This is a genomic window from Pseudarthrobacter raffinosi (assembly GCF_023913835.1).
Classification (GTDB): Bacteria; Actinomycetota; Actinomycetes; order Actinomycetales; family Micrococcaceae; genus Arthrobacter; species Arthrobacter raffinosi.
Window position 1 is genome coordinate 72869 of record NZ_JAMXBG010000004.1, and the last position, 24166, is coordinate 97034.

Consider the following 24166-nt stretch of genomic DNA (forward strand, 5'->3'; position numbering starts at 1 on the left):
TGCTTCAAGGGCACGCGGGGCGCGGTCTCTACGGGTGCATCTTCGGCCAAGGGGAACCTCACAGACACAGAAGGTTGGCCCGCTGCTTGAACCGATAGAGGCATCCTAACCCCAAGGGAGCGTTCTGTCGCTGGTAAATGCTCGTAGCCCGGCAGCTGCTTCCGTGTCAGGATCAGGTATGCCACACCGCCTGATGCTGCTTGATACTGCGTCACTGTACTTTCGCGCCTTTTATGGCTTGCCGGACACGATCCGCCGTGCTGACGGAACGCCGGTCAACGCGGTTCGCGGTCTCCTGGACATGATCGCCCGCCTCACCACGGATTACGGGGCAACGCATCTGATTGCCTGCTGGGACGACGACTGGCGTCCGCAGTGGCGCGTGGACCTCATCCCGACCTACAAGTCGCACCGGGTTGCCGAACTTGTGTCGGATGCCCCCGACGTCGAGGTCGTCCCGGACGCGCTCGAGGCGCAGCTTCCGATGATCCGCCGCGTGCTCGAACTCGCCGGCATCGCCATCGTGGGGGCCGCGGAACACGAGGCCGACGACGTCGTCGGTACTTATGCCAGCCATGCAGACCTTCCCGTCGATGTGGTCACCGGAGATCGTGACCTTTTCCAAACAGTCAACGATGACCGTCAGGTGCGGGTGATCTACACCGCGCGGGGCATGAGGAACCTCGAAGTCGTGACCGACGCCGTCGTCGTCGGGAAGTACCGCGTGCTGCCCCAACAGTATGCCGATTACGCCACCCTGCGCGGCGACGCCTCCGACGGGCTGCCAGGCGTGGCCGGCATCGGCGAGAAGACCGCTGCTTCGCTCCTTGGCGAGTACGGCACACTGGAGAACCTGCTCGCTGCAGCCGCTGACGGTGGCGGACTATCCGCCTCGGTTCGGTCAAAGCTGGCCGCGGCCGCCGACTACCTCACGGTCGCGCCAACGGTTGTGAAAATCGTGCGCGACCTCCCGCTTCCCACCCTCGAGGAAGCCGGAGCACAGCTGCACCCCGTCGGCGGGGAATCGCGCGCCGAGCTGGAGCGTCTCGCCGTCGAATGGAACCTTGGAGGCTCGGTCAAACGGCTGCTCGACGCGCTTGACCGGCAGTAGCGGTGATTGCTGCAAGGCCCAGCTAGACCGTTTGCGGGATTCTCCACTCCGGCCATGGCTCGTCGAGCGGTGCCTGTTGCCAGCTCCACTCCGGCACGGGATCGACAGGGCGCAGATCTGAAGCAGGCGGTTCGGCGGGCAGGATGTCTTCGGGCACGTCAGGACCAAGTTCCTGATGTCCAAGTCTGCTCATGATGTGGGGTGGCCAGTAGGGTGGTTCCCAGTCCTGTTGTTCGCTGGCGTACTGACGGCCTGTCGGTGAGATCCAGCCGGGTGGCTTGCCGGCGCTCGCCCCGGTGGGTGTCCAGGCGGTTGTGTGTTTCAGACTGTGGTGTTTGTGGCATGGCTGGCCGAGGTTGCTGAGGCCGGTGGTGCCGCCGTCGGCCCAGGCGAGGAGGTGGTCGGCCTCATTGTCCAGAGACTGGTTGGTGCAGCCGGGGAACGGGCATTTGCCGTCCCGCAGGCGGAGCCATTGCCGCATGCTGACGGGGATGCGGTAGCTGGTACGCCCGATCTCCAGCGGTGCCCCGTCGCGGGGGTCTGTAAGGACCCGGTGGAACGATGTGGAACTTTCGGCCATGAGCCGGCTGGCCATCGACGTCGGGATGGGCCCATATCCGTCGAGCATGGCGGGCTCGTCGGTGAGGCCCATCAGGGCGAACACCGGCACAGTCACCAGAACCTGCGCCGACGGTGACGGCACGTGCTCCGCAGTGCCGCCAAGGAGCCACCCGGCGGCCACGTCGGCGCGGATTTGGCTCAGGTTCCGGTCCTCATGGGGTCCTTGGAGGGCGCGGGCCGCCGTGGTGGTGCGGTCCCAGATCCCGGCCGCCTGGTCCGCGGGGAGGTACGCGCTCAGCCAGGCCATGCCGTCCCGGTCCGGGGCGAACTCCAGCCAGCGATCCAGGGCGCTTTTGGTGTGGCGTTTTTCGATGCTGTCCGGATGGTGGCGTTCGCGCCAGGTCCGGGCTTTGTGCCGGAACCTGGACGGAACGAGTTCCCCCGCGGGACAGCATTGTGCCGGGTTGGGTGCGTCCGGGTCCAGGAAGTGGGCTTCCAGGGCGGCGGCGCCAGCCGGGTTCAGGCTGGCGGTTTCGTCGACCATGGCCCGGGCGTGCTGCCACGAAATGTTCCCGTCCTGCAGGGCGGCCAACGTCAGCGGGAGGGTGGTTGTCAGTTCGTGGGCCTCGGACAGAAGCGCACCGGCCGTCCGTTCGCTGACCGTCAGGACGCACGCCACCTCAGCGACTACTGCCATCTCCTGAGCGATGCGGCCCTGCGGCAGCGCGTTCGGGGAGGCCATCGCCCGTGTGGTGTCTGTGAATCCGGCGGCGGCGTGGACCACCAGGGCAGCCGTCGCAGCTTGCAGTCGTGCGGCCACCGCGAGCGTGTCCAGCCAGCCGTCAGACTGCTGCCGCAGCGGATCCGGATCCCCTGGACCGGTGAAGCCTGCGCCAGGGATCACCTCAGCAAGCGCAGCGACAGAAGCCTTGATGGCCTCCAAAGCCTCCACCGCTGTTGTCCTTTTCATACTCACATCATCTTGCGAGCCACTGACATTTAAGGTCCCCTCTAGCCAGTAACGAGAAATACTTTGGGAAAGTTTTTCGCGTGGGGCCTCAAGTGTCCGTTCGCGCAGGGGTGTGGGGGAGTGGCCGCAAGGGTCCGTTCGCGCAGCGTGCGGGCCTGGAACGGTGCCGCGCTCTGACGCGTTGGCAGCTCAGTCAGCCGCAGAGAGGAACCGGCCGTTCCTGATCCGCGACGGGCCAAAGACGACGGTCAGCGGGGCAATCGTCCGCGGCCGGTGATCCCGCGACAGGGGACGGCCGACGGCGACATGGGGCACCCAGTGCGGGTACCGGTAGCCCAGCGCCGGGGAGCTGAGGATGAAGTCGTCCATATTGTCCACGAGGAGCCGGTCCAGGAGATCATGCAGGCCCTGCACCAGAAACACCTGGTAGTCGTGCACGCGATCGGGCACATCCACTTCGAGCCCGGAAATGCCGCCGCCACCCAGCACGATCACTTGTTCCGAGGTGCCCGCAAACCCGTCCAGAACGGGCAGGCCCTGCAACCAGCCCGTCGTGCGCCGGGCGGCTTCACCGGCCGAGGTGATCCCCTTGGTCCAGTCCGCGACGTCCTGCGCAAAATCCGCCAGGATGCCGATATGCAGCAGCGTCAGGTGCAGCCCCTGCGGCCTGCGCAGGGCATTGACATAGCTGGCCAGCGCCTCGTAGTCGGACGGGCCCGCACCAACCGTGAGGACGGGAACCTCCACTGTGATGCGCGGAACCGGCTGCATGGGACCCCCTCACAGTGGCACGGACTCTTGGGCTCTGGCTGCCATTATCCTCCGCTGCGGCCACCCCGTCCCGGCGCGTGCTCTTGCCCTTGCGCCCGCCAGGGTGTCGAATCAGAGAAACATGATTCGGCCCGGTGCATGGCAAAGACGCCAGGAGGTTCCCATGTCAGTGAAAGCCGCAAAGGACGCAGCACGGACACCGGGGCGGGGAGGGCCGGAGGTGCGCCGGGCTGATGCTCCGCACGGCATCGCGGCAACAGATCCGGAACAGGTGCGCAACGTGGCGCTCGTGGGGCATTCGGGAGCCGGGAAGACCCTGCTGATCGAAGCAATGCTGGCCGTCCACGGCATGATTTCACGCAAAGGCTCCATCGCGGAGGGCACCACCGTCAGCGATTCTGACCCTTCGGCAGTGCGGCAGCAACGGTCGGTCACGCTGTCCCTGGTTCCGCTGCTCGTCGACGGGACCAAGGTGAACCTCCTGGATACTCCGGGATATCCGGACTTTATCGGCGAACTTCGGGCGGGGCTCCGGGCTGCGGACGCCGCCCTCTTTGTTGTCTCCGCCGTTGACGGCATCGACGCCACCACTACGGCGCTCTGGGGCGAATGCGAAAGCCTCGGGATGCCGCGGGCTGTGGTCATCACACGCCTGGACCACCCTCGGGCAGATTACGACGGCGTCCTGGCCGCCTGCCAGCAGGCGTTCGGCGACGCGGTGCTGCCGTTGTACGTCCCGGTCAGGTCCGGCGGCGAAACCAGCGGGCTGCTGGGACTGCTGACGGGCACAGTCTCTGACGACTCCGCCGGGGAGGCGGCGGCAGGTTCCCGGGACGTTGACGCCGGCGAGCGCGCGGCGTCGGAAGCCGCCCGGGGCCGGCTCATCGAAGGGATCATCGCCGAGAGCGAGGACGAGACCCTGATGGACCGCTATCTGGGTGGTGAGGACATCGATACCGATGTCCTCACCGCGGACCTGGAAACCGCCGTCGCCCGCGGTTCCTTTTTCCCGGTGGTGCCGGCCTCGGCTGTCACCGGACTCGGCACGGCGGAACTGCTGGAAGTCCTGACCCGGGGCTTCCCGTCGCCGGTGGAGGGCGGCCTCCCGGAGGTGACTGACCTGGCGGGGGCTCCAGCGGCGGCCTTGGCCTGTGACCCGGACGGGCCGCTGGCCGCTGAGGTGGTCCGCACCACCATTGATCCGTTCCTGGGGAGGGTCTGCCTGACGCGTGTATTTTCAGGTACTTTGCGTGCTGACACTCCAGTGCACGTCGGCGGGCACGGGCTCGCGGACCGCGGCCATCAGGACCATGACACCGACGAGCGCGTCACCCACCTGTATTCTCCGCTGGGCCCCAACCTGCGTCCGGTGGCGCACTGCGTGGCCGGTGACATCTGTGCGGTGGCGAAACTGGGAAGCGCCGAAACCGGGGACACCATTTCGGCGAAGGACCAGCCGCTCCTGCTGGCTACCTGGGAGATGCCGGAGCCGCTGATGCCGGTGGCCGTCGAGGCGGACTCGCGCAGTGACGAAGACGCGCTGGCGCGGAGCCTGGCGAAGGTGGCCGCCGGCGATCCCACGCTGCGTGTTGAGCGGAACTCGGAAACACACCAGCTGATCCTCTGGTGCATGGGGGAGGCCCATGCCGACGTGGTGCTGGACAGGCTGCGCGACCAGGGCGTGAAGCTGCACACCGTTGACGTAGTGACGCCACTGCGGGAAACGTTCGCCGCCCCGGCAACGGGCCACGGCCGGCACGTCAAACAGTCCGGCGGCCACGGGCAGTATGCCGTCTGCGACATCGACGTGGAGCCGCTGGACCGTGGCGGCGGGTTCGAATTCGTCGACAAAACGGTGGGCGGGGTGATCCCAGGAACGTTCATCTCCTCCGTGGAGAAAGGGGTGCGTGCGCAGATGCAGAAAGGGCTGGCTGCCGGGTTCCCCGTGGTGGACCTCCGCGTCACGCTGGTGGGCGGCAAGGCCCACAGCGTTGACTCTTCCGACGCCGCCTTCCAGGCGGCGGGGGCCCTGGCGCTCCGGGAGGCTGCCGCGGCCGGTCGCATCCAGCTGCTCGAGCCGGTTTCCGCGGTCAGCATCACCGTGTCCGAGGCGCACGTGGGGGCCGTGATGAGTGACCTCTCAGCACGCCGCGGACGGCTCACCGGCACGGCCACCTCCGGTAGTGAGCTGACCGAAATCAGCGCGGAAGTCCCGGACCAGGAACTGCTGAAGTACGCTGTGGAGCTGCGGGCGCTGACTGCCGGGACCGGCCGGTTCCGGCGCCGGTACCTCCGGCATGACCCGGTGCCCAGCGGCTCATCAACGCCACGATTATGAACGCCACGTCATGAACGCCACGTCATGAACGGATCGTCATGAACGCCGCCGCGCGGAAGATCCAGCGCATCTACCTCACCCTGACGCTGGGCAACACCCTTGCGGCCTCCTTCATCTGGGGCATCAATACGCTCTTTCTGTTGGATGCCGGGCTGAGCAACCTGGAAGCATTCGCGGCCAATGCCTTTTTCACGGCCGGCATGGTCCTGTTCGAAGTGCCTACCGGGGTCATCGCGGACGGTTGGGGACGCCGGGTCTCATTCCTTCTCGGAACTGTGACCCTGGCTGCCTCCACCTACCTGTACTACCTGCTCTGGCAGTTGTCCGCTCCCTTCTGGGCCTGGGCAGTGGTGTCGGTCCTGCTGGGCCTGGGCTTCACGTTCTTCTCCGGGGCCGTGGAGGCTTGGCTGGTGGATGCGTTGCGTTTCTCCGGCTACGACGGTGAGTTGGAGGCAGTGTTCGGGCGGGCATTGATGGTCTCCGGCATCGCGATGCTCGTCGGTTCGACGGCCGGCGGCGTGATTGCCCAGGCCACCGACCTCGGCGTGCCGTTCCTGTTGCGCGTTGGAGTGCTCCTGGCGATGTTCGGGGCGGCCTTTTGGCTGATGCGCGATGTGGGCTTCACTCCGGAACGTTCTCCCCATCCGCTCAAGGCGAGCCGGGACGTGCTGTCCGCCTCCATCGACAACGGCCTGAAAAACCCGCCCGTACGGTACATCATGCTCGCAGCGCCTTTCAGCGCCGGCGTCGGGATCTATGTTTTCTATGCTCTGCAGCCCTACCTGCTGGAGCTCTTCGGTGACCCGCGCGCCTACTCCGTCGCCGGCCTCGCGGCGGGCATTGTGGCCGGGGCCCAGGTGGTGGGCGGCTGGCTGGCGCCCATGGTCCGGCGCCTGGTCCGCAAACGCACCACGGTCCTGCTAGCGAGCAGCAGCATGGGCGCCTTGATCCTAGTGGCCCTCGGCATTACGCGTGTGTTTTGGGTGGCGTTGCTGCTGCTGGTGCTGTGGGCCCTGATCTCAGCGGCGGGCACTCCGGTGCGGCAGGCCTATTTGAACGACATGATTGCTTCAAAGCAGCGGGCAACGGTGCTCAGCTTCGATTCACTCATGGGATCCAGCGGTGGAATTGTTGTGCAGCCGCTGATGGGCCGGGCCGCGGACGTATACGGCTATCCGTTGTCGCTGGCCATCAGCGGTGTGATCGAGCTGTTCGCCGTGCCGTTCCTGCTGGCGAGCCGGCGGCGGCGCTCGCCGGCCGACACAGCAACCACCGAAGCCGGCACACCGGCCTGAAGCCATGGCCTCGGCACAAAAAAGTTGAGCCTTGAGAGTCCCAACAGGGCGGAGTATCGTGGCGCAAACCCACCCTGCGCAACACCCCGACTTGGGAGAGATCATGCCTAGTGTGCGACGTCAATTAGCTGCTGTAACGGCTGCTCTGGCCTTGAGCGTGACGGGTGGGGCGGTGACCAGTCCCGCGTTCGCAGACCCCCGGGAAATCAAGAAGGAGGCGATGGCGACCGGGTACGGCGGGGCGGTGAGCACCGTTGACCTGGAGGCGTCCGCTGCGGCTATCGAGGTCCTGCGCGACGGCGGCAATGCGGCGGATGCCGCCGTGGCCGCGGCCGCGACCCTGGGTGTGACCGAGCCGTACAGCGCCGGCGTCGGCGGAGGCGGATACTTCGTGTTCTACGACGCGAAGACAGGCAAAGTGGGAACCATCGATGGCCGGGAAACGGCTCCGGCAACGATGCCGACCACTGCGTTCGTGAATCCGGCCACCGGCGTCGTATACACGTTCGCAGAGCTCGTCTCGAGCGGCGTCTCCGTGGGCGTCCCCGGAACGCCGGCGACGTGGGAACGGGCGCTGGAGCGTTGGGGGACGCTGGACCTTGACGAGGCCCTCGAACCTGCCATCAAGGTGGCCAACCGCGGCTTCGTGGTGGACGAGACCTTCCGCCAGCAGACACTCGACAACAAAGTCCGGTTCTCGGCCTTCCCCGCCACGGCGAGTCTCTTCCTGCCCGGCGGTGACGCTCCCGCCGTCGGCAGTGTTTTCCACAGCAAGGACCTCGCCAACACGTACCGGCTCCTCGCGAAGGAAGGAACGGATGCCTTCTACGGCGGACAGCTCGCGCGGGAGATCGCGGCAACTGTCAAGGACCCGCCGAAAGACCCCGCCTGGGTGCCTCCTGTGACTGTCCCGCCCACCAGCATTCCAGCCCTTCCGGGCTACCTGACGACGGCGGATCTCGCCGCATACCGGACGCTGGACCAGGAACCCACACATGTGGAGTACCGCGGTTATGACGTGTACGGCATGGCACCCTCCAGCAGCGGCGGCACCACAGTGGGCGAAACGCTGAACATCCTGGAACCGTTCAACCTCGGTGAGATGCCCGCCGGCGGTGCACTGCATCACTACCTTGAGGCGACCGCGTTGGCCTTCGCGGACCGCGCCAAGTACCTGGGTGACCCGGCGTTCGTTGACGTCCCCACCGAAGCGCTGACCAACCCGCTGTTTGGCAAGGAACGGGCGTGCGCAATCGACCCGAAGCGTGCGGCGACACCGAAGCCCGTCGCCGCCGGTGATGCTTCCGGGTTCGACGGCGTGTGCCCGGTTACGCCTGCGGCAGCCGCGGACGAGAAGGACACCGAAAACATCTCCACGACCAACCTGACTGTGGCTGACAAGTGGGGGAACGTGGTGGAATACACTCTCACCATCGAGCAGACCGGCGGGTCCGGCATTGTGGTGCCCGGCCGTGGGTTCCTGCTCAACAACGAGCTCACCGACTTCTCCTATACGTCGACCAATCCGGAGGACCCGAACCGGATCGAGCCGGGCAAGCGCCCACGGTCCTCGATGTCGCCCACCATCATCCTTAAGGACGAGAAGCCGTTCCTGGCGCTCGGTTCGCCCGGCGGATCGACCATTATCACCACGGTGCTGCAGACCATCCTCAACAGGGTGGACTTGGGTATGAGCATTTTGGACTCGCTCGCGGCCCCGCGTGCGTCCCAGCGCAACACAGCCAATGTCACGGCCGAGCCGGAGTTCATCAAGCAGTACGGAGACGCCTTGGCACCATACAAACACAAACTGGTACCCGCAGGTGACGCCTTCACGTCGGCTGCAGAGATCGGCGCCGCGACAGCCATCGAGTTTGGGCCCGGCAAGAGCATGACCGCGGTTGCCGAGCCCCTGCGGCGCGGTGGCGGTTCCGCGATGGTTGTCAAACCGTCGCGGTGAGACGGGGTGCCGCGGTGAGCCGGATGGCCGGGGTGGGCCGGGTTACTGCCCCATCCCGGGCCGGACGGGGACAAACTCGATGCTGGTCTGCACCTTTTTCTGCGGGCCACGGGAAAAACCTTTGGCATCAAGGTGGTTCTGGGCGCGGTACACCGCCAAGGCGTCGTCGTAGATCTCGTTGAGCCGGCGGCCGGAGAATTCCTCTTGGGAGCCGTCGCTGAACGTGACTGTCACGGCGGCACTGGCTGGAAAGTGCCTCTTCATGCGGATGAAGCCTTCGGAGTCCTGCTGGAGGTTGATCAAGGGAAGTCCTGCTTTCGTGGTCGATGACCTCCAGTCTGACCTATCCCACCGCACGTGCGCTGACGGCGGTGGGGGATTGCGGCGACAATGGACGGGTGACATCGCCAACCGACTCCGCCGCCGTCCCTGCTGGCCCCTCTGGTGCCGGCACCTTTGATCTGGCGGTCATCGGCACCGGTCTTGCCTTCGCCGAATCGCTCGCCGAGTTGTCGTCTGTGCTGCGCGCCGGCGGTGCGGCGGGTACGGCAGTGGTGCAGGCGCCGCCCGGCACCGGCAAAACAACGCTTGTCCCGCCGCTGCTCGCCAACCTTGCCGCGCCTGCAGGAATGGCCAAGCGCGTGGTCGTCACCCAGCCGCGGCGGGTCGCTGCGCGTGCCGCCGCCCGGCGACTGGCCTCATTGGACGGCAGCCAGATCGGCGACCGCGTGGGGTACACCGTCCGCGGTGAACGCCAGGCCGGATCCGCCACCCTGGTGGAGTTTGTCACGCCGGGCATCCTGCTGCGGCGCCTGCTCGATGATCCCGGCCTGGAAAGCACGGGCGCGGTCATCCTGGACGAGGTCCATGAACGCGGCCTCGAAACCGACCTGCTGCTTGGGATGCTCGCCGAAGTTCGGCAGCTCCGCGGCGACCTCACGCTGGTGGCCATGTCCGCCACCCTGGACGCGCCCCGCTTCGCCGCCCTGATCGGGGGTGCAGCCGCGAATGCAGGGACAGGACAGGCAGGGACAGCGGACGACGACGGCGGGCCAGCTCCCGTCGTCGACTGCCCCTCAGCGCTGTACCCCCTGGCAGTGGAGTGGGTACCCGCCGCCGTGGCGCGGCTGGATGACCGTGGGGTCACACGCGCGTTCCTGGACCACGTGGCCGATACAGCCGCGCAGGCCCATACCGCGGCGGTGGGGCAGGACGCGGGCACCGATGCGCTGGTTTTTGTCCCGGGAGCCTGGGAGGTCTCCTATGTGGCGGCCCGCCTCCGCGGCCGGGCTGCCCCCGGAACCGACGTGCTGGAGCTCCACGGCCAGGTCAGCCCAGCCGAACAGGACCAGGCAGTTTCGGTGCGCCGGCCGGGCGGCCCGGCACGGATCATCGTGTCCACGGATCTGGCCGAGTCATCCCTGACCGTCCCTGGAGTGCGCCTTGTCATTGATTCCGGGCTGACCCGCGAGCCGCGCCGTGATGCCAGCCGCGGCATGTCCGGGCTGGTCACTGTTTCCTGCTCCCGGGCATCAGCCGAACAGCGGGCCGGCCGGGCCGCGCGGCAGGGTCCGGGCCGAGTGGTCCGGTGCTACGACCAGCGGACCTATGGCGCCGCGCCGGCGCACGTGACGCCGGAGATCGCGGTCGCGGACCTGACCGGTGCTGCGCTGGTCCTGGCCTGCTGGGGATCGCCGGGCGGCGCCGGGCTGGCGCTTCCGGATGCACCTCCGGCAGCTGCCATGGGCGAGGCTGTTGAAGTCCTCCGCGAACTCGGAGCCGTGGCGCGTGACGGACATGCCACCGCGGTGGGGCGGGCGCTGGCCAGGGTCCCGGCGGATCCGCGGCTGGCCCGCGCACTGCTCGACGGTGCCGCGGCCGTAGGTCACCGCGCCGCAGCGGAAGCGGTGGCGCTCGTAGCCGGGGACCAGCGGGCCCCGGGGGCCGACCTCACCCGGCTCCTGTCCGGCCTGCGCGCCGGAAAGGACCCCGCCGCCAGGCGCTGGGCGGAGGACGTCCGCCGGCTGGAGGGCATTGCGCGGACTGAAGGCGCCGCCATCGGCACGTCCGGCATCGCCTCCCTCGTCAGCACCGCGCCGGTGACCGCTGTGGAGGCGGTGGGCGTCGTCGTCGCGCTGGCGTTCCCGGACCGCGTGGCCCGGCGCGTCCCGGGCGATGGCCCGGCCCGGTACCTGCTGTCGTCCGGCACTCGTGCGGGATTGCCGGCGGGCAGTCCGCTCACCGGGCATGAGTGGCTGGCCGTGGCGGAAGTTTCACGCGCCGCCGGCCGGGACGCAGCCGGTACCGGCGCGGTGATCCGGTCCGCCGCGCCGCTGAGCGCCGACACCGCCGAGGCGGCCGCCGGGCACCTCTTGACCGACACGGTGGAAGCGCAGTTCAGCCAGGGCCGGGTGAAGGCCAGGCGGGAACGCCGGCTGGGTGCCATCAGCCTGTCCTCCACCCCCGTCCGCCCCTCCGCCGAGGAAGGCCGTGCCGCCGTGGCCCGTGCCCTCGCGAAGGAGGGGCTGGGAACCATCGGATGGTCGACGGCGGCCGATGTGTTGCGCCGCCGCCTCGCCTTGCTGCGCCGCGAACTTGGCGAGCCGTGGCCCGACGTTTCCGAACCGGCCCTGCTGGCCCGGCTGGACTCCTGGCTGGGACCCGAGCTCGAGGCACTGGCCGGCGGCGCCGCCACCAGCAGCATCGACCTCACCAACCCCCTGCGGAGGCTGCTGCCCTGGCCGGAGGCGGTCCGTCTGGCGGAGCTGGCACCGGAGACACTGAAAGTACCCAGCGGATCGATGGTGCGGATCGACTACCCCGAGGTGTCGGACAAAGCGGCGTCAGGCGGTGCCGGGTCAGGCTCGGCCGCGGCGGACAAGGCAGGACCCGGGCAGGAAGCGCCTCGGCAGCCACACGCGGACGACGGCGGCCGGCCGGTTGTCGCGGTCAAGCTGCAGGAGTGCTTTGGCTGGGCTAAGACCCCACGGCTGGTGGACGGCAGGGTTCCTGTCCTCTTCCACCTGCTGTCGCCCGCGCGGCGGCCGCTCGCCGTGACGGACGACCTGGCATCGTTCTGGTCCGGGCCGTACGCGCAGGTGCGGGCCGAGATGCGCGGCCGCTACCCCAGGCATCCCTGGCCGGAGGATCCCTGGACGGCACTGCCGACGGCCCGGACCAAAGCCCGCATGTAGCGCCGGACCGCCGGCGGCCCTTCTTTCGCTGGTTGCACCGGTGAGATGTCCGATACCTCGCCGAAACGTTACGTCGACCCGCTGAAACATGGCGCAGTTAGGCTCGTTCCTACTTGGACAACGTGGTCCAGACCACCACACGAAGGGACACACATAATGTTGCTTTTGAGTAGCCTGAACTTCCTCTTTAACGCCGGCCGCGGAGAGGGTAGCCGCCCGCACAATGGCGGGATCGGGAAGGCCGATTTCCCCACCGGCCGGCTGACCTCCACCGCCTGGGAAGGCTGGTGGCACGAGGACGCTGCGTAACCGGTCGGGACACGTGGCCGTTACGGCTGGCCGGATGGGTTAGCCGCGGCTCCGCATGAACCCGGCCACCTTGGGCGCCAGCGACGCTCCGATCTCTGCAGCGTCGCGTTTCTTTCCTGCGACGGCGAAGGAGTGGTCACCGCCGTCGATCCAGTCCAGGACAGCGGACGGACCGATCCGGGAGACCACACCCTCCAGCAGATCCGGCGTCGCAAAGGTGTCGCGCGTGCCCTGCAGGAACAACATGGGGAGCGTGAGCCCGAAGAGGTGCTCGTCGCGGAGCTTTTCGGGCTTGCCGGGCGGGTGGAGGGGATAGCCGAGGTAGACAAGGCCGGCAGTGTCCATTCCCTCGGCAACTGCCATGGACGCCATCCGGCCGCCAAACGATTTGCCGGCAGCCCACACCGGTCCCGTATCACCGTGCTCGGTTCCTCGCCGCATTGCTTCATGCATGGCGGCGCGCCAGGCGGCGATGGCTGCCGGCGGCCGGTCCGGGAATTTTCGGCCAGCCTCGCGGTAGGGGAAGTTGAAGCGCAAGGTGGCAACGCCGTCGTCGTTCAGTCCATGGGTGAAACCGCTCATGAACGGGTGCTCCATACCGGCGCCTGCCCCGTGCGCCAGCACGAGAGTGGCGAAGGGGCTGTCCGGTCGGGCGTAAACGCCGGAGACCTCAACGTCGCCGACGGGAAAGGTGACAGGGGATTCAGCTACGGCCATAGGTCCATGATGCCGGATCACCGGCAGCCCTGGGTGCCGGGGTGCTGACGCCACGCGTGGCGCAGGGTAGGTTGTCCCCATGGCGAGCGAACAGACCACCCTCACTGTCCCGGGACCGCACGGCGAGCGCGAGATGCGCGTTTCCAGCCCCAGCAGAGTGCTCTGGCCGGATCTCGGTCTGACCAAGCTGGACCTCGCACGCTACATGGTGGATGTGGGGGAGGCGTTCATGGCCGCGAACGGTGACCGGCCGGTGGCGCTGCAGAGGTACTCGGACAATGTCGAGGGGGACCAGTTCTTTTCGAAGAACCCGCCCAAGGGAGCACCTGACTTCATCCGCTCAGTGAATGTGACGTTTCCGAGCGCACGCTCGCACCCCATGCTGGTCCTGGACGAACCCGCCGCGGCCGTATGGGCCGTGCAGATGAATACGGTGGTGTTCCATCCGTGGCCGTCACATGCGGAAAACACCGATAACCCGGACCAGCTGCGCATCGACCTTGACCCGCAGCCGGGCACAGACTTCGACGACGCCGTCCCGGCTGCACTGGCGCTGAAGGACGTGTTGGCGGAGGCCGGGTTGGACACGTTCATCAAGACATCGGGGAACCGCGGCCTGCACGTCTACGCGCCCATCGAGCCCACCCACGAATTCCTGGACGTCCGCCACGCAGTGATCGCTGCGGCCCGCGAGCTGGAGCGGCGGATGCCGGACAAGGTCACCACGGCCTGGTGGAAAGAGGAACGCGGGGTGAAGGTGTTCCTGGACTTCAACCAGGCGAACCGGGACCGGACCATCGCCGGCGCGTACAGCCCCCGCGCGCTGGCCCATGCGCCGGTCTCGTGCCCCATCAGCTGGGACGAACTGGGCAGCGCGGATCCCAAGGACTTCACCATCCTGACGGTCCCCGAGCGGCTCAGGACCGTGGGTGATCCCTGGGCAGACATGAAGTCGCATCCGGGCACCATTGACGTGCTGTTGGAGTGGTGGGAGCGGGACCTCAAGACCGGGCTCGGCGAACTGCCGTTCCCGCCGGACTACCCGAAGATGCCCGGTGAGCCCCCGCGGGTGCAGCCGAGCCGGGCCCGCAAACAGGACTGAGTCCGTTCGAGCCGGCTACTTGAACCGGGACGGGTCGCCGGTGCCGCGACGCACCACCTCGGCCACTCCGCTGGAATAGTCGATCACCGTGGTGGGCTCTGCCCCGCAGTCGCCGGAATCGATGACCGCGTCCACCTCGTGCTCAAGCCGTTCCTTGATTTCCCAGCCCTGGGTCAGCGGGTCTTCCTCGTCCGGGAGCAGCAGGGTGCTGGAGAGGAGGGGCTCGCCGAGTTCGGCCAGCAGCGCCTGGACCACCCGGTTGTCCGGGATGCGCACGCCCACGGTCTTTTTCTTCGGGTGCAGCAGCCGGCGCGGCACTTCCTTGGTGGCCGGCAGGATAAACGTGTAGCTGCCGGGCGTGACGGCCTTAATGGCGCGGAAGACGTCGTTGCCGATGTTCACGAACTGTCCCAGCTGGGCGAAATCCTTGCACACCAGCGTGAAGTGGTGCTTGTCGTCGAGCTTGCGGATATTCCGGATCCGGTCCAGGGCATCCTTGTTGCCCAGCTGGGCCCCGAGGGCGTAGCAGGAGTCCGTGGGGTAGGCGATCAGCCCGCCGTCGAGCACGATCTTCACGGCCTGCGTGATCGCGCGGGGCTGGGGATCCTGGGGATGAACATCAAAGTATCTGGCCATGCTCCTGAGCCTACGACAATTGGCGCCCGGCCCAGTAGATAGGCACGGCGCCGTGCGTGCAACGCCGAGGGAGGATAGGTTCAGGGCCTATGGGTTCAGTCAGCAGGGTGAGTCCTGTGCCGGGCGAACGAAAGGTGGCAGCATGCCGGTGTGGCTTCAGGCGTTGATGTGGGGAACCGTGGCCGGTGCCGCCCTGGTGCTGGGGGCCGCGGCGTCGTGGAAATGGGCCATTCCGTCCAAACTAGTCTCCTCGATCATGTCCTTTGGGGCGGGCGTGCTGATTTCGGCACTGGCGTTCGAGCTCGTCGCTGAGGCGGTTGATGGCGGGGGCCTGTGGCCCACCGTGACCGGATTCCTGGCCGGCTCCGTGGTCTACGTAGGAGCGAACATGCTCCTCACCCGGGCCGGCGCAAAACACCGCAAACGCTCAGGCAGCCAGCAACCGTCGGAGCAGGACAGCCCGGGCAGCGGCACGGCCATCGCCTTCGGCGCCCTCCTGGACGGGATCCCGGAGTCGATAGTGCTCGGCGTCGGACTCGTCACCGCGGGATCGGTCAGTCCGGCCATGCTTGCGGCTGTCTTCATTTCCAACGTTCCCGAGGGTCTTTCCGGAACTGCCGGGATGAAAAAGGCAGGACGCAGTACCGGCTACATTTTTGGGGTGTGGGGAGGCATAGCCGTCATGTGCGGGTTCGCCTCCCTGCTCGGGTATGTGGCGCTGGAGAACGCTCCGGACGCCGTCATCGCCTTCATTACCGCGATCGCGGCGGGCGGGATCCTGGCGATGCTCGCCGACACCATGATCCCCGAGGCGTTCGAAGAGCACCACAACCTCACCGGACTGACCGCCTCCGTCGGGTTCCTGACGGCCTTCACAGTCCACCAGCTCGGGGGGTGAAGTCCCGCCGCCGTCAACGGTCAGCCCACGTGCACCCACGGCCGCTTGGTGACATCCGGTTCGGCCTCGCGGAGGATCTCGCGTGTCACGGGGGCGATCTCGCCTTCGCCCAGCACCAGGAATTTCAGGAGGTTCACGGCAGGATTTCCTTCGGTCCAGCGGAAGTAGACGTGCGGCATCAGCCCGGTCACATCGCGGATGTGCAGGAGCGCCGAGGCGATGGTGTTGGGCACCACCGGTCCATGGACTTCCAGGACGGCGAACCCGTGCCGCACCACGCCGCGGACTTCCAAGGCCGTCTCGAAGTCGGAGGAGTCGTCCACTGTCACTTCCAGGAACAGGGGCCGGTAATCAGAGGGGAAATGGCTTGCTTCGGTGGCGGACGCCAGTTTCTGCCGGTATGCGTCCGCCGACTGGCGAAGCGGTTCGTGGGCGATGATCCCGATGGGCCCGCTCAGATTCTCCGCCATGAACTCCAGGGCCTGGGTGTCCAGCCGGACGTGCGTGGCGTGCAGTTCGAAGGACCGCAGCACCCTCGAGAGCAGCGAGATGCTGATGATCCCCAGGATGAAGAAGCAGGCAATCCGGATGCCTTCGGGACGTTCAAAGATATTGGTGACCGTTGTGTAGACAAACAGCACCGTGATGATGCCGAAGCCGATGGTCCGCTTACGCTGCTGAAGCCGGCGGGCCGAGAGTGTCACAGCCACTGCAGCCGAGGTCATCAGCACCAGGACGCCGGTGGCGTACGCCCCGCCCTGGGCATCGACGTCGGCCTCAAACAGCCAGGTGATCAGGAACCCGATCAGCGTGAAGACAAGCACGAGCGGCCGGACTGCCTTCGCCCACGCAGGGGCCATGCCGTACCGCGGCAGGTACCGGGGGACAAGGTTCAGCAAGCCGGCCATCGCGGACGCACCGGCGAACCACAGGATGGCGATGGTGCTCACGTCATACACCGTGCCGAAGCCCGGCCCGAGGTATTCGTGGGCCAGGAACGCCAGCGCCCTGCCGTTGGCTTCGCCGCCCGGCAGGAACTCAGCCTCGGGGATCAGGACAACCGTGGTGAAGCTGCTGGTCACTAGGAAGGAACTCATGACCAGGGCGGCGGTGGTCAGCATCCGCCGGGTCCCCTGGATCCGTCCGGCCGGGTTCTGCTGGGTATCGGCCGCGCCGCCGCGGACCTGCGGCATCACCGCCACACCGGTTTCAAAGCCGGACAGCCCCAGCGCCAGCTTGGGGAAGACGAGCAACGCGATGGCCACCGCCATCAGCGGATTCCCGTGGGAGGCATTAAGAGTCTGCCACCAGTCACCGACGGCCACCGGATGGGCGGCTGCCTCCGCGAGCGACCTCGCGATGACCACCACGTTGAGCCCCAGGTACAGGACCACCAGCACAACGGCGACGCCGATGGCCTCCTTGAACCCGCGCAGGAAAACGGCAGCGAGCAGGGCAAGCAGGACCAGCGTTACGGCCACCTCCTGGCCGTGCAGGGCGTCCGGTGCAAACGGATTCTCGATCAGGTGTGCCGTGGCATCGGCGGCGGACAGCGTCATGGTGATCATGAAGTCGGTGGCCGCGAAACCCAGCAGCACCAGCACCAGGAGCTTGCCCCGCCACTTGGGGAGCAGCCGCTCCAGCATGGCAATGGACCCTTCGCCGCGGTGGCTCTCGCCGGCAACCCGGCGGTAGACGGGGAGGGCGCCGAACAGCGTCACGGCCACCAGGACAAGCGTTGCCAAGGGGGAGATGGCACCGGCCGCGAGCGCCGCGATGGCCGGCTGGTAGCCCAGCGTGGAGAAGTAGTCCACGCCGGTCAGGCACATCACCTGCCACCAGTGGTGCTTCTTTTGTTCGTCCGCGAGCCCGCCCGGCCCCTGATGGGTGCCCTTGGCATCCTCCAATCCATGCATCAGCCAACTGCCAAGGGCCTCCTTCCGCGTCGCACGGAGTGCCGAGGGATCGGCAGGGGGTCTGCTCATGGTGGTCATGGAAGCCTTTCAGCCTGCGGCACAGCACCGCGGGCACAGCCGAATCTAGTACTGCCCACTCGCCTTGGAGCCGGATTCGGGCGGATCTTGACGCATCCTTAACGTCCGTATGACCAAAGCCCTAACCCCGGGAAAGGCCCGCACGGGACGTCGGGATCCGGGTGGGAGAATGGCGGCATGGCACGGGAACGGATAGTCATTGGCCTCAACGGCAGCGATGACGCAGAACTGCTCATCCGGCGCGCCGCCAGGATTCTCGAAAGGACCGACGGCGGCGAGCTGGTGGCTGTCCACGTCCGCACCACAGGGGGTGCGGCGGGCGAGTCTCCCCAGGTTTTGGAGGCACAGCGGCGGCTGGTCAATGACCTGGGCGGGACCTACCACACCGTCTCCGCGACGGATCCGGCCCGGGCCCTGCTCGATTACGCCCGCAAGTCCAGTGCCACCCACATTGTTGTGGGGCAGTCCCGCCGCGGACCGCTTGCCGGTGTGCTGGCAGGGTTGTTCGCCGGCGGCACCGTGGAAGCCCGGGTGGTCCGCGGTGCGGGCGACGTTGATGTCCAGGTAGTTCCCCGCGTCCCGCCCCAGCGGAACGCACCACGCCGGCGGCCTGACCTGGGCCGCACCAGGGTTGCTATTGGCTTTGCGCTCGCAGCAGCCCTGCCCGCCCTGCTGCAGCTGCTGCTCGCAGCCTTCGACCACAGCGTTGCCACCGCCGTCCTAATCCAGCTTGCCGGCGCCGTTGCGGTGGCGCTGGTGGGCGGGTTGTGGCCTGCCGTGGTCGGCGCGCTGTGGAGCAGCGTGCTGGTGAACTACTTTTCCACGCCGCCCCTGGGGGACCTGGCGATCAGTGATCCCCAGGACCTCCTGTCCCTGGCCGTTTTTGTGGGGGTGTCAGTGGCAGTCGCCGGGGTGGTGGACGGGTCTGCCCGCCGGTCCAAGGAGGCTGCCCGCGCACAGGCGGAGGCGGCGACGCTGGGCGACCTCGCCCTGGGCGCCTCCCGTTCGGAGGACACCCTGGACGGGATCCTGGCGGAGGCCCTGGACGTTTTTGGTGCCACCGGTGCCGGTGTGTACAGCAGCCGGGAGGGCACAGCGCAAGGTTCCGTTCCGACGTCGGGACCCTCCGGAGTCCGCGGCGCGGACGGCAGGATCTGGTCGCTCGTGGCCGCTGCGGGGGATACCGCCGGGTGGGAGCATGGCGTCACCGGACTGCCGGGCAGCACCGGGCTGCCGGGCAGCACCGCAGAACCGGTCGACGCCAACACCCGGCTGGTGCTGTTCGGCCGGGAGGTGCCGGCAGTGGAAAGCCGGTTGCTGGGTGCGTTTGCGGTCCACGTGAAAGCCCAGCTGGAACGCCGCCAGCTGGCCGTCAGCCGCCGCGAGGTGCTGCGGCTGGCCGAAGGGAACTCCATGCGCACGGCGATCCTGCGGGCGGTGTCCCACGACCTGCGGACGCCCCTGGCGGGGATCAAGCTCGCCGCCGGTGGCTTGCTGCAGCGGACCGTCACCTATACGCCCGCGGAAGAACGGGAGCTGCTGGAAACCATTGACGAATGCACGGACCGGCTGGACCAGCTGGTGGGAAACCTCTTGGACATGTCAAGGATCACCGCCGATTCCGTCCGGCCGCTGCTGGGACCCGTGCGGTGGAGCGAGGTTGTTGCCCCGGCCCTGCGCGGGCTCCCGGACGGCACAGTCCGGGTGGAGCTGCCCGCCAACATGCCCACTGTGGAAGCCGATCCGGTGCTGCTGGACCGCGTGATTGCGAACATTGTGGAAAACGCCGTCAAATACGCGCCGGGTTCGGGGATCACCATCACAGGGGCTTCCGACGGCATGGGTGCAGCCACGCTGGATGGCTATCCGTCCGGCGAACTGCGGATCATCGATCACGGCGCCGGGGTGCCCGCCGGGAAGGTGCTTGAGATGTTCCAGCCGTTCCAGCGGCTCCACGACCGGCCCCAGGCCACCGGAGTGGGACTGGGCCTGGCCGTCGCCGACGGGTTCGTCAGGGCCATGGGCGGCACGCTGACTGCACAGGAAACTCCCGGCGGCGGCCTGACCATGGTGATCAGGCTGGCCCTTTCCACCGGCTCGCCGGGCGCGCGCCACGCGGCCGGCCAGCCTCGGCAGGAGGCCATATGAACACGGACCAGGCTGATTCTTCCAGCATGCAGGGCGGCCGCCGGACCAGTGTGCTGGTTGTCGACGACGATCCCCACCTGCTGAAGGCACTCCGGATCACGCTCCAGGCCCACGGCTACGCCGTGGAGTCAGCGGCCGACGGCGGCACAGCCTTGCGTGCCGCTTCCCACCGTCCGCCGGACGTGATGATCCTGGACCTCGGACTGCCGGACCTGGATGGAGCGGAAGTCCTGCGGGAACTCCGTCGATGGAGCAACCTGCCCGTACTGGTGCTGTCTGCACGCCACGGCTCATCGGACAAAGTCGACGCCCTGGATGCAGGTGCGGACGACTACATCACCAAGCCGTTCGGACTCGACGAGCTGTTGGCCCGCCTGCGTGCGCTCCTGCGCCGCGTTCCGGATCCGGCGTCGGCACCCACGGTGGCCGCTTCCTCGTTCACTGTGGACTTGGCCCAACGGCAGGTCACGAGGGACGGGGACGTTGTCCGGCTGACGCCGACCGAATGGAACATCTTGGAACTGCTGGTCCGGAACCCTGCCCGGCTGGTGACCCAGCAGCAGTTGCTGCTGGACGTCTGGGGACCGGCCTACCAGACGGAAGCCAACTACCTGCGTGTGTACATGGCCCAGTTGCGGCGGAAGCTGGAGGCCGATCCCGGGAAACCCCGCCACCTCCTCACGGAACCTGGTGTGGGATACCGCTTTATGCCCTGAAAACTGCGGGGCAATCAGGTTCCGTGAACCCTATGAACGCGGCGGGAAGTGCGGCAGGATGTTGACTGTTTCGAATCCGAATCAGTTCTGTACTTCAAGGAGACCCGGCCATGCCAACGACGCTCAACCCCTACCTTGGCTTCCGCGAGAACGCCCGCGAGGCGATGACCTTCTACCAGTCTGTCTTCGGCGGCGACCTGGCCCTCAGCACGTTCGGGGAGTTCCACGCCAGCGAAGATCCGGCTGAAGCCGACAAAATCATGCACGGCATGCTGACGGCCAGCAACGGCCTGGTCCTGATGGGGGCGGACACGCCGAACGGCATGGACCTCGCGACCGGCAGCTCCATTTCGGTTTCGCTCAGCGGCGACGACGAAGCCGAACTGCGCGGCTATTGGGAGAAGCTGTCCGCCGACGGCGGCACGGTCACCGTTCCCTTGGAACCGGCGCCCTGGGGCGACATCTTCGGCATGTGCACGGACCGGTTCGGGACTGCCTGGCTCGTCAACGTCAACAACCCCCAGGCCGCTCCCGCCTCATAGGCTCCACTCATTAGAACGGGACATAGAACGACGGAACAGCGGCGGGTTATCCCGCCGCTGTTCCGTTATCCTGACTATTTGCAGTGCTTTTCGGCTGCCCGAAGGTCACAGGCTCAGATCCATTTGGGGGCTGCGGGCGTTTCGTCCAGGGGTGTTCCGTTGTGTGTTGCGGTGACGCCGCGGGTGCCGCGTCCGGTGGCCCATTGGGTGATGCCGGGCAGGGTTCCGGTGATGAGCGTCGGGTTCTGGGCGGTGGTGTCGCCGAATGTCAGGTCCGGTCCGGTGACGTTGATGAGCAGGCCGGTGTCGGTGCCGCGGGTGTGCCACGCGGTGGTGATGTCTGTTAGGAGCCGTTCGAGCACGGGCGCGGGGATGTCGGAGAACGCCGCTCCGTTGTCCAGGTCGATGGCGTGGGTCCAGACTTCGCGGGTGCGCATCCACACGGTTTCCGTGGCGGGCACAACGCGGCCCTGAGCGGTTTTGACCTGGTGGTGCCAGGCCTGTGCCGGGAGGTCGCGCCATTCGACGTTCAGGTGCACCGCGGAGTGGTCGAACAGGTACCGCAGCGCGATCGGCGGCAGGGTCGCCCCGAAGCTGATTTCGTGGTCCCGGGCTTCGGGCGACGCGTACATGGGTGTTTCGGTCCCTGTTGCGGCCCATTCGATGAGGCGGGCGATGGCGCGGGCGTTGTAGCCGATGTGCGCGGTGACGTGCCGGCGGTTCCACCCCGGCAGCAGCGAGGGGCCGTCGAGGTCCTCGTCGGAGAGCTCGTTGAGTTTCCGGGCGAAGAACGCGGTCCCCCGTCGGGCCTGGAGCAGCGCCTCGAGCAGCTCCGGGTCCGTCGTCTGGTCCTGGCGGGCGGTCATCAGGCTTCCTTGACCACTCGGTTGGTCAGCTGGCCCAGGCCCTCGATGGTGGTGACCAGGAGTTGGCCTTCCTGCAGGTAGCGCTTGGGGTCCTGGGCGTGGCCCACCCCGCCCGGGGTGCCGGTCGCGATCACATCTCCCGGGTTCAGGGTGATGATCGTGGAGATGTAGGAGACCAGGAATTCGGGCGTGAAGACCAGGTCGGAGGTGGGGGTCTGCTGCTGGATTTCCCCGTCCACGGCGCTGGTCATCAGCGGGCCTGCGCTGAATTCGTCCTGCGTGACCAGGGCGGGTCCGAACGGGGTGGACTTCTCCCACGTCTTGCCCTGGAGCCACTGGACGGTCCGGAACTGGTAGTCCCGCATGGACACGTCGTTGAGCACGGCGTAGCCGGCGATGTGATCCTTGGCGTCGGCCTCGGCGATGCGTCGGCCTGTCTTGCCGATCACGACCGCAAGCTCGGCTTCCCAGTCCACCGCGTCGGACTCCTGCGGCAGGGCCAGGTCGTCATTTGGCCCGATCAGGGACTCGGCGTACTTGGCGAACAGGGTGGGGTACTCGGGGACTTCCCGGCCCATTTCCTTGATGTGGTTGCGGTAGTTGTGGCCCACGCAGATGATCTTGCCCGGGGCGGGGATGACGGCGGCGAGGTCGGCGCCCTCAGACGGGTGGGTGGCGCCGTTGGCGGCTTTGGCGATGGCCTCCCAGGCGGGGTCCTTCAGGAGGGCCCCGACGTCGGTGAATCCGTCGATCTCGGTGAGGGTGGTCCCGTCCTGGCGGACCGCGACGGTGTTGGTGCTGATGCCGTTGCTGGTCTGGGTGCGGAGGGTGAGGAGTCTCATGCGTTCTTGCGTCCTTCGGTGTAGGTGCGGCTGAAGTTCAGGCGTTCAAAGATGGGGGCGTCGCTGAATCGGAACAGATCAAACTCTGCAGCCTCGTCGGCGGTCAGGGACCATTCGGTCCAGGACGGGACGACGAACAGGTCGCCCTTGGCCAGAGACTTGGCCTCGCCGTTCAGGACCGCGGTGCCGGTGCCTTCGAAGACCTGCCAGACGCTGGAGCCGACTTCGCGCAAGGGCTCGGTGGTGGCGCCGGGCCGGAGGCGGTGGAATTCGGCCCGGATGGTGGGCATGACGTCCCCGCCGGTGGTCGGGTTCGAGTACCGGACCGCGGCGTGGCCCTGGGACACGGTGGCCGGATGGCCCTCGTCCTCGAGGAGTAGCTGTTCTGCCAGGGCGGCGTCGGTGTGTTCCCACCGGTACGCCGCGATGGGGGAGTTGGCCGTGTCCTGGAGACCCGAGAGCGGGCGGAGGCCGGGGTGGGCCCAGAGCCGCTCGGACCGGGAAATCTCCGGGGTCGCTTCGTCGGTGACGCGTTCGGTGCCGAACTCGAAGAACCCGGCGTCCGCGTAATGCACAAACGGGATATCCAGCCCATCGATCCAGGCCATCGGGGAGTCGGTGTCGTTGTGGTGGCCGTGGAAATTCCAGCCCGGCGTGAGGAGGAAATCACCGCGGCGCATCGCCACCGGATCCCCGTTCACCACCGTCCACACGCCTTCGCCCTCGACCACGAACCGGAACGCGTTCTGGGAATGGCGGTGCTCCGGGGCGGTCTCGCGGGCCCCTAGGTACTGGATCGCAGCCCACAACGTCGGGGTCGCGTACGGGGTCCCGGCAAGGCCAGGGTTCGCCAACGCAATCGCCCGGCGTTCCCCGCCACGCCCAACAGGGACCAGATCCCCCGCCCGCGCAGCCAACGGATACAGATCATCCCACCGCCACACATGCGGCACAGCCTTCGGCGACGGGACCATCGGCATCAGATCCCCGATCTCCGTCCATAACGGGACCAGGTTCTCACTCTCAAAACCCTGATAAAGCTTCACCAGCTGCGCAGCCTCCTCCGGCGTCGGCTCCGGAACAATCTGGCCGGCGGCAACAGAAGCATGCGTAAGATTCTCGGCGCTGACGGACATGGGGGCCTCCTTGATGGTGCGATGAGCGTTTGGGCGTACGAACGACTCTAGGGAGCGGAG

General features: G+C 67.4%; 20 protein-coding genes. 11 read left to right on the forward strand and 9 right to left on the reverse strand.

Annotation, left to right across the window (positions count from 1 at the left end; translation table 11 throughout):
- Positions 1-178 precede the first annotated feature (178 nt).
- Positions 179-1111 (forward strand): 5'-3' exonuclease, encoded by a 933-nt coding sequence (locus tag NG697_RS05315; protein ID WP_252607920.1) that lies wholly within the window; start codon positions 179-181, stop codon positions 1109-1111.
- A 22-nt stretch (positions 1112-1133) separates the two neighbouring features.
- Here NG697_RS05315 and NG697_RS05320 read toward each other — a convergent pair whose 3' ends face one another.
- Both NG697_RS05320 and NG697_RS05325 read right to left on the reverse strand, forming a co-directional pair.
- Positions 1134-2642, reverse strand: coding sequence for an HNH endonuclease signature motif containing protein (locus NG697_RS05320; protein WP_252613738.1), 1509 nt, complete (start codon positions 2640-2642; stop codon positions 1134-1136).
- Positions 2643-2831: 189 nt separating this feature from the next.
- The gene (locus tag NG697_RS05325) at positions 2832-3413 is read right to left on the reverse strand and encodes a hypothetical protein (RefSeq protein ID WP_252607922.1); all 582 of its coding nucleotides are present in this window, start codon (positions 3411-3413) and stop codon (positions 2832-2834) included.
- A gap of 163 nt (positions 3414-3576) precedes the next feature.
- Between NG697_RS05325 and NG697_RS05330 the strand changes: the two genes are divergently transcribed.
- From NG697_RS05330 to NG697_RS05340, 3 genes are all read left to right on the forward strand, one after another.
- Positions 3577-5751 carry an elongation factor G-like protein EF-G2 gene (locus tag NG697_RS05330; RefSeq protein WP_252613739.1) on the forward strand — a complete coding sequence of 725 codons (2175 nt, stop codon included), beginning with the start codon at positions 3577-3579 and terminating at the stop codon, positions 5749-5751.
- 38 nt (positions 5752-5789) lie between these two features.
- Positions 5790-7046, forward strand: a complete 1257-nt coding sequence (locus NG697_RS05335; protein ID WP_252613740.1) for an MFS transporter — start codon at positions 5790-5792, stop codon at positions 7044-7046.
- 103 nt (positions 7047-7149) lie between these two features.
- Positions 7150-9006 carry a gamma-glutamyltransferase family protein gene (locus NG697_RS05340; protein ID WP_252613741.1) on the forward strand — a complete coding sequence of 619 codons (1857 nt, stop codon included), beginning with the start codon at positions 7150-7152 and terminating at the stop codon, positions 9004-9006.
- 42 nt (positions 9007-9048) lie between these two features.
- On the opposite strand, the gene NG697_RS05345 is transcribed toward NG697_RS05340, so the two are convergent.
- Positions 9049-9309, reverse strand: a complete 261-nt coding sequence (locus tag NG697_RS05345; RefSeq protein ID WP_252598739.1) for a hypothetical protein — start codon at positions 9307-9309, stop codon at positions 9049-9051.
- A gap of 95 nt (positions 9310-9404) precedes the next feature.
- Between NG697_RS05345 and hrpB the strand changes: the two genes are divergently transcribed.
- Together hrpB and NG697_RS05355 are read left to right on the forward strand one after the other, a co-directional pair.
- Positions 9405-12200, forward strand: a complete 2796-nt coding sequence (gene hrpB / locus NG697_RS05350; RefSeq protein WP_374209894.1) for an ATP-dependent helicase HrpB — start codon at positions 9405-9407, stop codon at positions 12198-12200.
- Positions 12201-12365: 165 nt separating this feature from the next.
- Entirely contained in the window at positions 12366-12509 is a 144-nt protein-coding gene (locus NG697_RS05355) for a hypothetical protein (RefSeq protein ID WP_252598934.1), read from the forward strand.
- A gap of 39 nt (positions 12510-12548) precedes the next feature.
- Here the strand turns inward: NG697_RS05355 and NG697_RS05360 are convergent, their stop codons facing one another.
- On the reverse strand, positions 12549-13226 hold the full coding sequence (locus NG697_RS05360) for an alpha/beta hydrolase family protein (protein WP_252598741.1): 678 nt from the start codon (positions 13224-13226) through the stop codon (positions 12549-12551).
- Positions 13227-13305: 79 nt separating this feature from the next.
- On the opposite strand from NG697_RS05360, the gene ligD reads away from it, so the two are divergent.
- Entirely contained in the window at positions 13306-14328 is a 1023-nt protein-coding gene (ligD, locus tag NG697_RS05365) for a non-homologous end-joining DNA ligase (protein ID WP_252613743.1), read from the forward strand.
- A gap of 15 nt (positions 14329-14343) precedes the next feature.
- Here the strand turns inward: ligD and NG697_RS05370 are convergent, their stop codons facing one another.
- The gene (locus tag NG697_RS05370; protein ID WP_252613744.1) at positions 14344-14964 is read right to left on the reverse strand and encodes an L-threonylcarbamoyladenylate synthase; all 621 of its coding nucleotides are present in this window, start codon (positions 14962-14964) and stop codon (positions 14344-14346) included.
- 142 nt (positions 14965-15106) lie between these two features.
- Here NG697_RS05370 and NG697_RS05375 point away from each other — a divergent pair, with 142 nt between their 5' ends.
- Positions 15107-15862 carry a ZIP family metal transporter gene (locus NG697_RS05375; protein ID WP_248760744.1) on the forward strand — a complete coding sequence of 252 codons (756 nt, stop codon included), beginning with the start codon at positions 15107-15109 and terminating at the stop codon, positions 15860-15862.
- Between the two features lie 20 nt (positions 15863-15882).
- On the opposite strand, the gene NG697_RS05380 is transcribed toward NG697_RS05375, so the two are convergent.
- Positions 15883-17856 (reverse strand): APC family permease, encoded by a 1974-nt coding sequence (locus NG697_RS05380; protein ID WP_252613745.1) that lies wholly within the window; start codon positions 17854-17856, stop codon positions 15883-15885.
- Between the two features lie 177 nt (positions 17857-18033).
- Between NG697_RS05380 and NG697_RS05385 the strand changes: the two genes are divergently transcribed.
- The 3 genes from NG697_RS05385 to NG697_RS05395 all read left to right on the forward strand — a co-directional run bounded on the left by NG697_RS05385 (position 18034) and on the right by NG697_RS05395 (position 21262).
- Positions 18034-20004, forward strand: coding sequence for a DUF4118 domain-containing protein (locus NG697_RS05385; protein WP_252598746.1), 1971 nt, complete (start codon positions 18034-18036; stop codon positions 20002-20004).
- Positions 20001-20720, forward strand: coding sequence for a response regulator (locus tag NG697_RS05390; protein ID WP_305884336.1), 720 nt, complete (start codon positions 20001-20003; stop codon positions 20718-20720). Before NG697_RS05385 ends, NG697_RS05390 begins: the two co-directional genes overlap by 4 nt.
- Before the next feature lie 110 nt (positions 20721-20830).
- On the forward strand, positions 20831-21262 hold the full coding sequence (locus tag NG697_RS05395; RefSeq protein WP_058932548.1) for a VOC family protein: 432 nt from the start codon (positions 20831-20833) through the stop codon (positions 21260-21262).
- Between the two features lie 113 nt (positions 21263-21375).
- Here the strand turns inward: NG697_RS05395 and NG697_RS05400 are convergent, their stop codons facing one another.
- Genes NG697_RS05400 through NG697_RS05410 form a run of 3 tightly spaced genes read right to left on the reverse strand, consistent with a single transcriptional unit; the run spans position 21376 to position 24106 of the window.
- Positions 21376-22128, reverse strand: a complete 753-nt coding sequence (locus tag NG697_RS05400) for a maleylpyruvate isomerase family mycothiol-dependent enzyme (protein ID WP_252598748.1) — start codon at positions 22126-22128, stop codon at positions 21376-21378.
- Entirely contained in the window at positions 22128-22970 is an 843-nt protein-coding gene (locus NG697_RS05405; protein WP_252607930.1) for a fumarylacetoacetate hydrolase family protein, read from the reverse strand. The genes NG697_RS05400 and NG697_RS05405 overlap by 1 nt, the downstream gene beginning before the upstream one ends.
- Positions 22967-24106: a cupin domain-containing protein gene (locus NG697_RS05410; protein ID WP_252598750.1), complete on the reverse strand. Its 1140-nt coding sequence runs from the start codon at positions 24104-24106 to the stop codon at positions 22967-22969. The genes NG697_RS05405 and NG697_RS05410 overlap by 4 nt, the downstream gene beginning before the upstream one ends.
- Between the last annotated feature and the right edge of the window lie 60 nt (positions 24107-24166).